Annotated in this window: 12 protein-coding genes and 1 riboswitch; of the genes, 7 read left to right on the plus strand and 5 right to left on the minus strand. The window is 76.6% G+C overall.

Going from position 1 to position 12,860, the window contains the following annotated elements:
• Positions 1-70 precede the first annotated feature (70 nt).
• The 3 genes from H7K62_RS02995 to H7K62_RS03005 are packed head-to-tail and all read right to left on the minus strand — an operon-like array spanning position 71 to position 2,824.
• Positions 71-739 carry a methionine ABC transporter permease gene (locus H7K62_RS02995; protein WP_370591581.1) on the minus strand — a complete coding sequence of 223 codons (669 nt, stop codon included), beginning with the start codon at positions 737-739 and terminating at the stop codon, positions 71-73.
• Position 740: 1 nt separating this feature from the next.
• Positions 741-1,817: a methionine ABC transporter ATP-binding protein gene (locus H7K62_RS03000; RefSeq protein WP_370591582.1), complete on the minus strand. Its 1,077-nt coding sequence runs from the start codon at positions 1,815-1,817 to the stop codon at positions 741-743.
• A 2-nt stretch (positions 1,818-1,819) separates the two neighbouring features.
• Positions 1,820-2,824 carry a MetQ/NlpA family ABC transporter substrate-binding protein gene (locus H7K62_RS03005; protein WP_186716127.1) on the minus strand — a complete coding sequence of 335 codons (1,005 nt, stop codon included), beginning with the start codon at positions 2,822-2,824 and terminating at the stop codon, positions 1,820-1,822.
• 115 nt (positions 2,825-2,939) lie between these two features.
• Positions 2,940-3,050, minus strand: a riboswitch (SAM riboswitch).
• A gap of 231 nt (positions 3,051-3,281) precedes the next feature.
• Between H7K62_RS03005 and H7K62_RS03010 the strand changes: the two genes are divergently transcribed.
• Genes H7K62_RS03010 through wecB form a run of 5 tightly spaced genes read left to right on the plus strand, consistent with a single transcriptional unit; the run spans position 3,282 to position 8,250 of the window.
• A complete protein-coding gene (locus H7K62_RS03010; RefSeq protein ID WP_186716129.1) occupies positions 3,282-4,226 on the plus strand; it encodes a GAF domain-containing protein in 945 nt (314 codons plus the stop codon).
• Positions 4,223-4,798 (plus strand): hypothetical protein, encoded by a 576-nt coding sequence (locus H7K62_RS23465; protein WP_186716131.1) that lies wholly within the window; start codon positions 4,223-4,225, stop codon positions 4,796-4,798. The genes H7K62_RS03010 and H7K62_RS23465 overlap by 4 nt, the downstream gene beginning before the upstream one ends.
• Positions 4,791-6,245 (plus strand): glycosyltransferase family 2 protein, encoded by a 1,455-nt coding sequence (locus H7K62_RS03020; RefSeq protein WP_186716141.1) that lies wholly within the window; start codon positions 4,791-4,793, stop codon positions 6,243-6,245. The genes H7K62_RS23465 and H7K62_RS03020 overlap by 8 nt, the downstream gene beginning before the upstream one ends.
• Positions 6,242-7,066: a hypothetical protein gene (locus H7K62_RS03025; protein WP_186716143.1), complete on the plus strand. Its 825-nt coding sequence runs from the start codon at positions 6,242-6,244 to the stop codon at positions 7,064-7,066. Before H7K62_RS03020 ends, H7K62_RS03025 begins: the two co-directional genes overlap by 4 nt.
• The gene (gene wecB / locus H7K62_RS03030; RefSeq protein WP_222436912.1) at positions 7,063-8,250 is read left to right on the plus strand and encodes a non-hydrolyzing UDP-N-acetylglucosamine 2-epimerase; all 1,188 of its coding nucleotides are present in this window, start codon (positions 7,063-7,065) and stop codon (positions 8,248-8,250) included. Before H7K62_RS03025 ends, wecB begins: the two co-directional genes overlap by 4 nt.
• Positions 8,251-8,451: 201 nt before the next feature.
• Here the strand turns inward: wecB and H7K62_RS21895 are convergent, their stop codons facing one another.
• The gene (locus tag H7K62_RS21895; protein ID WP_370591583.1) at positions 8,452-10,008 is read right to left on the minus strand and encodes a methyl-accepting chemotaxis protein; all 1,557 of its coding nucleotides are present in this window, start codon (positions 10,006-10,008) and stop codon (positions 8,452-8,454) included.
• Between the two features lie 252 nt (positions 10,009-10,260).
• On the opposite strand from H7K62_RS21895, the gene H7K62_RS03040 reads away from it, so the two are divergent.
• Positions 10,261-11,403, plus strand: a complete 1,143-nt coding sequence (locus H7K62_RS03040; protein WP_186716560.1) for an aminotransferase class I/II-fold pyridoxal phosphate-dependent enzyme — start codon at positions 10,261-10,263, stop codon at positions 11,401-11,403.
• A gap of 23 nt (positions 11,404-11,426) precedes the next feature.
• Here H7K62_RS03040 and H7K62_RS03045 read toward each other — a convergent pair whose 3' ends face one another.
• On the minus strand, positions 11,427-12,425 hold the full coding sequence (locus H7K62_RS03045) for a cell wall-binding repeat-containing protein (RefSeq protein WP_186716148.1): 999 nt from the start codon (positions 12,423-12,425) through the stop codon (positions 11,427-11,429).
• Positions 12,426-12,522: 97 nt separating this feature from the next.
• Between H7K62_RS03045 and H7K62_RS03050 the strand changes: the two genes are divergently transcribed.
• Positions 12,523-12,828 carry an STAS domain-containing protein gene (locus tag H7K62_RS03050; protein ID WP_222436913.1) on the plus strand — a complete coding sequence of 102 codons (306 nt, stop codon included), beginning with the start codon at positions 12,523-12,525 and terminating at the stop codon, positions 12,826-12,828.
• Positions 12,829-12,860: the final 32 nt, after the last annotated feature.

Consider the following 12,860-nt stretch of genomic DNA (forward strand, 5'->3'; position numbering starts at 1 on the left):
TCGAGCCCGGCCGTCAGCGTGCTCGGCGGCCGGCTCCGAGGGTAGGCGACGCGGCGGGGTCCGCGTGCGCTCAGCGGCGCATGACGGCGCGCGCCAGCCGGTTGCCGAGGAGCTGCCCCAGCACGACGATCGCGACGATGGCCACCAGGGCGGCGTAGACGATGCCCCAGTCGTACTGCTGCGAGCCGTAGGAGATCGCATAGTCCCCCAAGCCGCCGCCACCGACGAGACCGGCCTGGGCCGACATGTCGACGATCCCCACGAAGATGAAGGTGTAGCCCAGGACCAGCGGCCCGAGGCCCTCCCGGACCACCACGCCGAAGAGGATCGCGCTGCGCGAGGCCCCCATCGAGCGCGCCGCCTCCACGACGCCCGGGTCCACGCCCACGAGCGACTGCTCGACGATCCGCGCGACGGCGAAGCCCGCGGCCAGCGCGATGGCGAAGGTCACGGCGCCCGTGCCCAGCGTCGTGCCGACCACGAGCCGCTGCAGCGGTCCGACGGCCAGCAGGAAGATGACGAAGGGGATGGGCCTGATGATGTTGACCAGGAGGCCGATGACGGCGAAGACGAGGCGGTTGCTGAAGAGGTTGCCGGGGCGGGTGGCGTACAGCGCCACCCCGAGCACCAGCCCGACGACCCCCGACACGGCCATGGCCACGCTGACGATGAGCAGCGTCTGCCCGATGGCCCTGACGTAGACGTCCGTGCTGTCGAGGAAGCCCGCGAAGAAGTCCACCTCAGTCCTCCTCGTCCACGACGACGTCGCGCCCGCGCAGCGCGGCCAGGGCCCGCCGCACGGCGTCGTCGTCGCCCGTCAGCTCGTAGGTGAGGGAGCCGGCGCGGCGCTCGCGCACCTCACCGACCCCGCCGAAGACCAGCTCCGCGACCACGCCGGCGTCGCGGAACGCGCCGTCGACCAGCTGCTGCAGGCCGGGACGGTCCGTGATGCGCACGGTGACGAGCCGACCGGGGTGGTGCTCGCGCAGCCGGGCGAGGGCCTCGCGCGAGGGCCGGTCGTGGGTGGCGGAGCGCACGAAGCGCTGCGCGGCAGGGGTCTTCGGGGCGGTGAAGACGTCGTAGACGTCCCCCACCTCCACCACGCGACCGCCCTCCATGACCGCCACCCGGTCGGCCACGCGGCGCACGGCCTCCATCTCGTGCGTGATGAGCACGATGGTCACGCCCAGCTCGGTGTTCACCCGCCGCAGCAGGGTGAGCACCTCCTCGGTGGTCTCCGGGTCCAGGGCGCTGGTGGCCTCGTCGGCCAGGAGCAGCGGCGGGCTGGTGGCCAGCGCCCTGGCGATGCCCACGCGCTGCTTCTGCCCTCCGGAGAGCTGCTCGGGGTGCGCGTGCGCGCGCTCGAGCAGCCCGACGAAGTCGAGCAGCTCGGCAGTGCGCCTCTCGCGCTCGGCCTTGGCGACCCCGGCCACCTTCAGCGGGTACGCCACGTTGCCGGCCACGGTGCGCGAGCTCAGCAGGTTGAACTGCTGGAAGATCATCCCGATGCCGGCGCGGGCTGCGCGCAGCTCCTTCTCGCCCAGGCGCGTGAGGTCCTGGCCCGCCACGCGCACGCTGCCGGAGGTCGGCTGCTCCAGGGCGTTGACCAGGCGCACGAGCGTGGACTTGCCGGCGCCGGAGTAGCCGATGACGGCGAGCACCTCCCCGCGCGCGACGGTGAGGCTGACGCCGTCGACGGCGGTGACGGTGCTGCCGCCGCGGTCGAAGCGCTTGGTGACGCCCTCGAGCTCGACGAGGGCGTCACCGGAGATCCGGGACCCGGAGGGTGCCGGCGAGGCGGTGGACGAGGCGGACACGGTCAGCCGGCGGCCTTCGCGGCCTTCGCGTCCTGCTCGACCTTGGCGAGGTCGGCCTGGAGGTCGGCCGCGGACTTGTCGACGACGACGGCGCTGGGGTAGTCCTTGGCGAACACGGCCTGGACGGCCGGGTCGTGCCAGAGCTTCGCGAGCGCCAGGTAGGTCTTGTCGTCCTTGTCGGCGGCACGCGTCACGAAGACGTTGACGTAGGGCGCCGCGGCGGCCGAGGCCGGGTCGTCGGCGACGATGATCTGGGCCTGCGTGAGACCGGCCTTGACGGCGTAGTTGTTGTTGACCACGGCGGCGGCGGCGGAGCCGCTCTGGAGCGCTCCGGCGGTCTGGTCGGCGGACACCGGCGTCACCTTGACCTTCGAGCTGGTGATGTCGTCGGTGGTGGAGAACGCCGAGCCGCCGCCCTCGAGCTGCACCAGACCGGCCTGCTGGAGCAGGAGCAGGGCGCGGGCCTCGTTGATGGCGTCGTTGGGGATGGCCACCACGGCGTCGGCGGGCAGGGAGGCCGCGTCCTTGACGGACGTGGAGTACAGCGGCAGCGGGTAGACGGCGGTGGCGCCGATGGGCTCGAGGTCGTCACCGGAGGTGACGTCGTAGTTGGCCAGGTACTGGATGTGCTGGAACTGGTTGAGGTCGGTCTCGCCCTGGACCAGCGCCGGGTTGGGCAGGCTGTAGTCCGAGAAGTTGACCAGGTCCACCGTGACGCCCAGCTGGCTCTTCGCCAGCTCGGTGTAGGTCTTCCAGTACGGCAGGGAGCTGTCGGAGACGCCGATCTTCACCTCGGGCTTGTAGCCCTGGCTGGAGGCGGTGCCGCTGGCGGCGGCAGCGCCGCCGCCACCACCGCTGCGGCTGCCCAGCAGCCACGCGCCGCCGCCGACCACCACGAGGAGCAGGACGACGGCCACGACGACCGCGACCACCGGCACGCTGCGCTTCGGCTTGGGGGGCAGGACGGGGCCGCCGCTGGGCGTGGCGCTGGGGTCGGTGCTGGACATGGTCGCTCCCGGGACTCGTGCGGGGGTGGGTGTCGCGAGCGGGCGCGGCGGGACGGAGGTGGCGGTCAGCGGCGCCGGCACAGCGCGGGCGGTGGCACGACAGCTCCTCGGAGGTGGTCCGCTCTTGCCGTGCAGGGCTGCACGACCGGGTCGTCACCTGGAGCACCCCGCCGCGGAGGAGGGTTGCCGGACAGCCAGCCAGGGCTTGTCGCTGTCACTCGTGACCTGAGGACGACGGTACGAAGGGCGTCCAGCCGCCGTCAAACCGGGGGCTGGTTCTGTGACCTCTCCGTGACCGGCGGCGCAGCGCTGGCAGCGCGAGAAGCCCTCACCCTCACGGGGCCGGCGCGTCATGGGCAGAGCCCTCTCGCCGGCCGCGGCGCCGACCGACACCCCAGGACCGGCACCGCTGCAGCAGGCGCGGCGGTGACCGGTCCAGGACCCCCGGGGAGGGACCATGACCACGCTGGTCGATCACGGCGCCGCGCTGTCGGTGCAGCTGTCGTCTGGGGAGGGCGCCCTGTGGGCGCGCTGCGCGGACTTCACCCTCGGCGGGCTCGCCGCCGACGCCGGGGCCAGCTTCGAGATGTGGGGCGTCGCGCGGGTCGTGGCGGGCGGGTGGACCGCGCTCGCCGGCAGCGGCGACGTCGTCGCGGCGGTGGGCACCGAGCACCCCTGGCAGGACACGCTGTGCGCCTCCCTGCAGCGGGGCCCCGAGGCGGCCCTCGCCGGGGACCTGCGCCGGCGCCGCGACCCCGAGCTGCGCGCCAAGGCCGAGCGCTTGGGCGTGCGCGCCTACGTCGGCGCGCCGCTGCTCGACGGGGGCCGGGTGGTCGGCAGCCTGTGCGGCTGGTCCCGCACGCCCGCCACCGACGACGACGCGCTGCGGGCGCGCGTCACCCGCAACGCCGCCTTCCTCGGCACCACCCTGGGCCGGGAGCTGCACCGCACGGGCCAGGAGCGCGAGCAGGACTGGGCCTCCCGCCCCGCCAGCCGCGACCACCTGACCCGCCTGCCCGACCGCCGCTCGTGGGGGGCGCTCCTGCAGCGCGAGGACGACCGGGCCCGCGGCCTCGCCGAGCCCGCCGCGGTGACCGTGGTGGACGTCGGCACGGTGAGCTCCACCCGGGCGCTGCGGCGCCTCGCGGGCGCGCTGGCCGAGGCCGCGGGGCCCGCCGGGGTGGTGGCCCGCACCGGGGCGCGCCAGTTCGGCGTCCTGTCCACCAGCGCCGGCGAGCAGGGGCCGCTGGCGGTCTCGGCGCGGGTGGTCGAGCAGCTCCGCACCGCCGCCCCGCAGGTGCGGGCCGGCAGCGCGGTCCGCCACGGCCAGGCGGCGCTGGCGGACGTGTGGGTGGCCGCCGAGGACGACCTGCTGTCCGCGCGGCACCGGGACGCCCGGTGAGCACCCCCACCGCGGCCGAGCCCGGTCCGCTGGCGGACCTCGCCCCGGACCCCGACCTCGACCTCGGCCTGGCACGCCCCGCCGTCGCCGTCGCGGCGCTCGCGGCCGTCGCCGCCGTGGTGGGCGGCGGCGGCTGGCTGCGGCTCGCGGAGGCCAGCGCCTCCGCGCTCGTGGCGCGCGCCGTGGGCACCCACGACGTGCAGCGCGTCGGCACGGCCGTGACGTTCGACCTGGACGGCCGCGCCGTCGGCTACAGCATCACCCTGGGCTGCACCGTCGCGTTCCTCCTGGTGCCGTTCCTGCTGGCGGCCGGCGCCGTGCTCACGCTCCAGCGCGCCTCCGCGCCCCGCACGCTGACCGCCCTCGCCGTCGCCGTCGCCGTCGTCGCCCTCACCAACCAGGTGCGGCTGCTGGTCATCCTGACCGGGATCCGCGCGCTCGGGCTGGAGCGCGGCTACTCCGCCACGCACGTGCTGGTCGGCACCACGATCAGCACCGTCGGCGTGGTGAGCGCCGCTCTGCTCTTCCTGGCCCTGGTCACCCGCGGCGCCCGGGGCGTGCGCCGTGGATGACCCCCGCTCCTGGCTCGCGCTCCTCAACACCGCCGCGTTCCTGCTGTGCGTGGCCTTCCTCGCCTACGTCGGGCTCATCACCCACCGCTTCGCGCGGCGGGGCACCCACCTCCCCGCGGCGCGCGCCGACCACGCCTTCCACCTCGTGGTCCCCTGCCTGGACGAGGAGGACGTGGTCACCGGCACCGTCGAGCACCTCGTGACGACCTTCCCCGACGCGGTCGTGTGGTGCGTCGACGACGCCTCCGCCGACGCCACCGGGGAGCTGCTCGCCCAGCTCGCCCGCACCCACCCCCGGGTCCGCGTGGTCACCCGGCGCCTCCCCGAGGCTCGCCAGGGCAAGGGCGCCGCGCTCAACGCCGCGTGGCGCGCCATCGACGCCTCGCTCGGCGCCGGCGCGGACCGGACGCGCGTGGTGGTGGGGGTGGTGGACGCGGATGCCCGCCTCGACCGCTCGTGCCTGGCCACCGTGTGCGGCCCCACGCTCTTCGGTGACCCCTCCGTCTCGGCGGTGCAGGTGCTGGTGCGCGTGGTCGAGGACGTCGACGCGCTGACGAGCACCTGCCCGCTGCGCCTGGTGACCGCCCGCGCGCCCGGCGACGACCCGCTGCTGGTGCAGCTGCAGGACCTGGAGTTCTCGGGCCCCATCGCGGCCATGCAGACCCTGCGCCGCACCACCGGCAGCGTGGGCATGGGCGGCAACGGCCAGTTCACGCGGCTGTCAGCGCTGGACCGGATCGCCGCCGAGCACGACGTGCCCTGGCACGGCTCCCTGCTGGAGGACTTCGAGCTGGGACTGCACGTGCTGCTCACCGGCGGGCGCACCGAGTACTGCGGTGACGCGTTCGTGGCCCAGACCGGGCTGCGGACCGTCAAGCCGCTGCTGCGCCAGCGCAGCCGGTGGGCCCAGGGCGGGATGCAGTGCGCCAGGTACTGGTGGCAGGTGGTCACCTCGCCGCACGTCCCGCTGACCGCGGCGCTCGAGATCACCTACTACCTGTCGGTGCCGTGGACCCAGCTGGTCGGCGCCCTGGTGTTCCCCGCGGCGATCGCCGTGGACGTGCACTACGCGCTGGCCACGGCCGGAGGACCCGCCGGCTGGTGGCTCAGCGGCGCCTGGGGGCTGCTGCCGCTGGCCGTCCTCTTCGGCCTCGTGCCGCACGTCATGTGGGGCCCGCTGTACCGGGAGGCCACCGGCGGGCACGTCACGCGGCGCCGCGCGGCGCTGCTCTCGGTGGCCAACGCGGCGTACGCCTACCTGCTGCAGGTGGCCGTGTGGTGGGCCTTCTGGCGCACCCTGCGCGGGCGCACCGACTGGAAGAAGACGGCGCGGCGCACCGGGCCGCCCGCCGCACCGGTGGCGCCCGCGGCGAGGACAGCCCTCCCCCGCCCCCGGACCCCCGAGAGCACCGAGAGCACCGAGAGCACGGCAGGAGGCCAGCGATGAGCACCACCGGCTGGAGGAGGACGACGGCGGGGACCGCACTGCTGGCCGCTGCCCTGGTGGCGGTGCCGGTGGGCGCGGCCCGGGCCGACACGTCCACCGCCTCCGCGAGCCCGCTGTCGGTGACCACGGCGGTGGGGGCGACCGTCTCCGCGGCGTCGGCGTCCGCGTCCAGCGACGGCACCTCCGACGACCGGGGAAGCGTTCCCGCCGGCGTGCTGGGCGGGCAGGGCGTGGTCACGGCCGGGGTGGCCGTGGCCGACGTGCGCGCCTTCGCCACCGGCCTGTCCGGGTCCTGCGCGGGGCTGGTCGGCAGCGGAGGCTCCGTGGTGGTCGGCCCGGGCGGTGCGTGCGCGGTGAGCGCCGGGAGCGGCGGCGTGCGGGTCGCCCTGACCTCGACGCTGGTGCTGACCGCCGACGCGATCGTCTCCAGCTGCACCGCCAGCAGCACCGGCACGTCCACCACGAGGACGACCGTGGTCGGCGGCCAGCTCACCGGCCCCCTCGGCGCGACCGCCGCCGTGGGCGCCGGCACCAGCGGCACCCTGCTCGGGCTGGTCTCCGTCAGCACCGGCTCCACCGGCACCCAGGCGACGGCCGGACCGGTGTCCACGACCGCGCTGCAGCTGGGCCTGCTCTCGGGCACCACCGCGGTGCGCGTGGGGGCCGTCACGTGCGGCCGCAACGCGGTCGTCGTCCCGACCCCCGCGGTGCCCGCGGAGGGGCTGCCCATCGCCCTGGCCGGTGGTGCCGTCGTCGCGGGGGCCGTCCGCCGGGCCCTGCGCCAGGCGCGGACCGCCCCGACCCCCGGAGGACCCGCGTGACCCCGCAGACCGTCGCCGTCGTCATGGGCACCCGACCGGAGATCATCAAGATGGCGCCGGTGGTCCACGAGCTCACCGCCCGCGGTGCGCGGGCCCGGACCCTGCTCACGGGCCAGCACTACGACAGGGCCCTCGCCGGCTCGTTCGTGGAGGCCTGCGGGCTCACCGACGTCGCGGCGCCCGCCGCCGAGCTGGCCGGGCTCGCCCGCGGGGAGCAGGTGGCCGCGATGGTCGTGGGCCTGAGCGCCCAGCTGCGCGAGCTCGCGCCCTCCGCCGTCCTGGTCCAGGGAGACACCAACAGCGCCAACGCCGGGGCCCAGGCCGCGCACTACCTGGGGCTGCCGGTCGTGCACGTGGAGGCCGGGCTGCGCTCCGGCGACCGCGGGATGCCCGAGGAGGTCAACCGCCTGCTCATCGGTGCCCTCGCCGACGTCCACTGCGCCCCCACCGCCGCCAGCGCCGCGAACCTGCTGCGAGCCGGCGCCGACCCGCACGCGGTGCACGTGACCGGCAACCCGGTGGTGGAGGCGGTGCGCGCCTCGCTGCGCGCTCCTGACGGCCCGGCGGCGGCCCAGGAGGTGCTGCGCCGGGCGGGGCTCGAGCACCACGACGTCGTGCTGGCGACCGTGCACCGCGCGGAGAACACCGACGACCCGGCCGCCCTGGCCGCGCTGCTCGCCGCGCTGGGAGACCTGCCGGCGCCCGTGGTGCTGCCCGCCCACCCCCGCACCTCCGCGCGGATCACCGCGTGGGGCGTCCCGGTGCCCGCGTCGGTGCACCTGGTCGAGCCCGTCGACCACGCGGCGTTCCTGGCGCTGGCCGAGCGGGCGGTGCTCGTGGTGTCGGACTCCGGCGGCCTCCAGGAGGAGGTGACCGTGCTGCGCCGGCCCATGGTGGTGGTGCGCTCCACCACCGAGCGCCCGGAGAGCGTGGACGCCGGGTTCTGCCGCCTGTCCAGCCCCGCCGGCGTCGCCCGGGCCGCGGCCGAGCTGCTGCGGCCGGAGCACCTCGCCCGGCTGGCCACCGCCCCGAGCCCGTACGGCGACGGGCGGGCGAGCGAGCGCATCGCCGACCTCGCGCTGGGCACCACCGGTCCGCTCGCCGGCCCGCTGCGCCCCTTCGAGGAGCTGCTCCTCGCAGCGGGTGGCCGCCCCGGCGGTGCGGAGCAGCCGCAGCGCCGCTGACGCCGTCCCCGCGTCCCCGCCCCGCGCACGAGGGCCGCCCGGCACCCGCCGGGCGGCCCTCGTCGTCGTCCTCCTGCTCCCCTCGCCCCTCCTGGTCGTACGAGCCCCAGAGGGTGCGGACGGACGGGGGGAGGAGGGTGGGGACGACGACGAGGGCCGCTCCCCGGGCGGGGAGCGGCCCTCGCGGTCCGTCGCCGCGCGTCAGCGGGAGGCGCCACCCCGGAAGGCGCTGGCCATGGCCGCCTGCTCGGCGAGCACGTCGGCCGTGCGCGCCTGGACCGCGTCCAGCTGCCCGATCGTCGCCGCGGCAGCGGTGACGCCCTGCGCCACGGTCGTCGACGAGCGCTGGATGTCGCCGATGCGCTGCGCCACCTCCTCGGTGGCCTGGGCGGTGGCCCGCGCCAGCTCCTTGACCTCGCCCGCCACCACCGCGAAGCCGCGACCGGACTCCCCTGCGCGCGCGGCCTCGATGGTGGCGTTGAGGGCCAGGAGGTTGGTCTGCGCGGCGATCGAGGAGATCACCTTGATGATGTCGCCGATCGCGGCGGACGCCGCGCTCAGCGCCTGCACCTCCACCTCCACCGCGCGGGCCTGCGCCGCACCCGCCTCTCCCACCCGGGTGGCGTCGTCGGACGCCGTCCGCAGCCGCGCCACGGTGTCGAAGAGCGCGCCGGCGGCGCGCACGTCGTCCTCGGAGCGCTGCAGCGACTCCAGGCGCTGCGTCACCAGCTCCGCCACCTGCCGCAGCGCCGCGGCGCGCGAGTCGGACAGGGCGGTGGTGACGGTGGTGAAGAAGTCCATCGTGCCGACCACCTCACCGCCCACGAGCACCGGGAAGCACACCCCGGACCTCACACCCGCGCGCTGGGCGGCCGGGGCGCGCACGCAGTCCGTGAGCTCGCCGAGGTCCTCCACGGCCACGAGGTCCCGGGCGCGCCAGGCGCGGCCCGACAGCCCGACGCCCTCGGCGAAGGAGGCGGCCAGGGTGACGCGCCGGAACTCCTCCCCCGCCGACCCCGACTCCTGGGCGAAGCGCAGCTCGCGGGAGACGGGGTCCATGGCCCAGAAGGACCCGTAGGCCCAGCCGAACGCCGTGCGCACCGAGTCCAGGGCGCAGCTGAGCACGCGCTCGCGGGTGCCGGCGGCGTTGACCTGGGTGACGACCGTGGTGACGGCCTCGCGGTCCTGCAGCACCTGCGCCGTGGCCCGGCGGGCCCTGACGGCGCTGACCACGTGGGCCGCGATGCGGGAGATGGTGGCCCACTTGTCCTCGCGGCCGTCGAAGAACGGCAGCGGCACGGTGCCGCGCAGCTCGTGGAGGGCGGTCGTGCGGCCGTCCTCGACGACCGGGAGCAGCGCCCCCTCCGGCGCACCGGCGCGCGCGAACGCCTCGCAGCGCTGGGCGGCGAGGCTGGTGCCGGCAGCCAGCGGCAGCCGCACGGGGTGCGTCACCGCCATGACGCGCAGGTGCTCAGGCCCCGCGAAGGAGGAGGCCCGCAGCCCCAGCGCGGCAGCGCCCTGGACCCTCGGCACCAGCGGGCCGCTGACCGAGCGCAGCACGAACTCGCCCGTCGCGTCGGGCATCCACACGGCGGCGAAGGTGCAGCCGAGCCTCTCTGCCAGGACCAGCGAGATGCGGCGCTGCACCTCCAGCTCGTCACCCACCGGCGCCTCCAGCGCGGTGAGCACCGCTTCCAGCGCCTCCACGTCCTGCGGCTGCGGCACGGCCACCGCCGTCGCCCCCCGTCGTCCCCACACGTCCGTCTCCCCTCGACGCCCCGGGCGCGGGCGCGGCCCGGGTGCTCGTCCCATCGGGTGCTCGGGGCCCGTCGTCGACGGTCGTCCGGACACGAGTCATGGGCAGTCGGCTGCGGACGGCCCCGGGGGGTGACCCCCGCGGCGCAGTGGCAGCCTCGGGTGGTGGCCGCACCGCTGACCCCGCCCAGCCCGGGACCCAGCCCGGAGCCCAGCCCCTCTCGGCGCGCCCTCGCCGTGGAGCCCTTCCACGCGATGGCCTTCGCCGCCCGGGCCGCCGAGCTGCGGGCGCAGGGCCACCGCGTGGTGGCGCTCAGCCTCGGCGAGCCCGACGAGGGCGCTCCGCCCGCCGTGCTGGAGGCCCTGCACGCGGTGACCGACGGGCGGCCGCTGCCGTACACGCCGGCGCTGGGCCTGCCGGAGCTGCGCGGCGCGATCGCCCAGCGCTACCGCGAGCGCCACGGGGTGGACCTCGACCCGCGCCGGGTGGTGGTGACCTCCGGCGCCTCGGCCGCGCTGGTGCTGGTCACCGCGCTCGTGGTCGACCCCGGGGACGACGTCCTCATGGCCGACCCGTCCTACCCGTGCAACCGGCAGATCGTCAGGGCGCTCGGCGGGCGCGCGGTGGAGGTGGCCACCACGCCCGCCACCCGCTACCAGCTGTCCGCGGCCGCCGTGGAGGCCGCGTGGACGCCGGCGACCCGGGCGGTGCTCGTGGCCACCCCGTCCAACCCGACGGGCACCACGGTGCCGCAGGCGGAGCTGGAGGCGGTGTGCCGGCTGGCGCGCGAGCGCGGCGCCTGGCGGGTGGTGGACGAGATCTACCTCGACCTGGCCGACCCGGTGGACGGCGCCCCGCCGCGCAGCGCGCTGGCCCTGGACGACGACGCCGTGGTCATCGGCAGCTTCTCCAAGCACACCGGCATGACGGGGTGGCGGCTCGGCTGGTGCGTGGTCCCCGAGCGCGCCGTGGAGGCCGTGGAGCGGATGGCCTCCAACTTCTTCATCTGCGCCTCCGCGCCGGCGCAGCACGCCGCCCTGGCGGCCTTCACGCCGGCGTCGCTGGAGCTGGTGGAGCGGCGCCGGCTCGACCTGCTCCAGCGCCGGGCGCTGGTGCTGGAGGGCCTCGCTGCCGCGGGGCTGGAGGTGCCGGTGCCCCCGGACGGCGCCTTCTACGCCTACGTGGACGTGTCGGGCACCGGCCTGGGGGCCTGGGAGCTGTGCGAGCGGCTGCTGGCCGAGGAGCACGTGGCGCTGACCCCCGGGCGCGACTTCGGTGCCACCACCGCCGACACGCACGTGCGCCTGTCCTACGCGGCCTCCCGTGAGGAGCTGGCGGAGGGCCTGGCCCGCCTGCAGCGCTTCACCGCGCGGCTGCGGTCGTCGTCGTCGTCCTGATCCAGCGGGCCGGGTCGGGTGCGTCAGGGGCAGGGGGTGGAGCCCAGCGCGGCGTCGGAGAGCACGGCCGCGCCGCCCAGGCCGGTGACGTCCTGCACGCTGAGGTCGGTGAAGGCCCTGGCGGTGGCGGACGGCAGGCAGTCGCGGCGGGTGAGCAGCAGCGGGGCGCCCAGCGCGGCGCCCGCCAGGGCGTCGGGGAACCCCTCCCCGCTGGCCAGCAGCGGCGAGGGCACCGTCTCCCAGGTGTCGCGCGCGACGGCTGCGGCCGTCGCGTACCTGTCGTCCCCGGAGAGCCGCACCACCACCGTGCCGGGCAGCAGCGCGCGCAGCTGCTGCTGGACGTCGGGGGTCACCACGGCGGGGCCCCCCACGAGCGTGATGCGCGCCGGCGCCAGCGCGGTGAGCACCTCCCGCGTGGCCGCGGGCAGGGTGCCGCGCTCGGTGAGGAGCAGCGGGGAGCCGAGCGCTGCTCCCGCCGACCCGGCCGCGAGGGCGTCGGGGAAGTCCTGACCGGACGCCAGCACCACCTCCGAGGCGCTGGGGAACGCGGTGGTGGCCACCGCGGCCGCGGTCTCGTAGCGGTCGGCCCCCTGCACGCGCTGGACACCCCCGGAGGCCAGCGGCGCCAGCTGGCGCACCACGTCGTCCCCGACGGCGGAGGAGCCGCCCACCACGTGCACCACCGCGGGGGAGAGCCGCTCCAGCTCGGTGCGGACGACGGCGGGCAGCGGACCCGGCGGCACGGTGAGCACCGGTCCGCCGAGCTGCGCGGCCAGCGGCGCGGCGGCGAGGGCGTCGGGGAAGCGCGCGCCGCTCACCACCACCACGTCGTGGGCGCCCTTCGGGAAGGCCTCCCGGGAGACCGCCGCGGCGGTGGCGTACCGGTCGGCGCCCCACCACCGCACCGCCGTGGTGGCGGCCTGCGCCGGGGGCGGGACGACCACGGAGGCGGCGAGCGCACCGAGGGTCACCGTGCAGGCCACCGCGGCAGCGGCGGCCCGCCGCACCACAGCCGCGCCCACCCGTCCACCGTGGCACAGGGCCCGGGTCGCGGGCGTCGGGACGCGCCGGGGCGGGGGTGGCTGTGCGGGGCGGCGGGCGGTGGGCCAGCATGGCCGGGTGCCCGCTGACGAGACGCCCCGGCCAGCGGGCATGGCGCTCGACCCCGACGACGCGAGCCGGCTGGTGCTGCGGGGAGACATCGACGTCTACGCGGTGGCCGGGCACCGCCTCGCCCCCGAGCAGCTGGCCGGCGTGCGCGTGGTGGACCTGCACGCGGTCGACTTCGTCGACTCGGCCGGGCTCGGCTTCCTCATCGGCCTGTCGCGGCAGGTGCGCCCGCACCGGCTGCGCCTGGAGGGCCTGCACGGCACGGCGCGGCAGATGCTCGTGGTGATGGGCGCCCACCACGTGCTCGACCTCTGACGTCCTCCGCGGGGAGGAGCGCGGCGGCGGCC

The organism is Quadrisphaera sp. RL12-1S, assembly GCF_014270065.1.
In the GTDB taxonomy this organism is placed as follows: domain Bacteria; phylum Actinomycetota; class Actinomycetes; order Actinomycetales; family Quadrisphaeraceae; genus Quadrisphaera.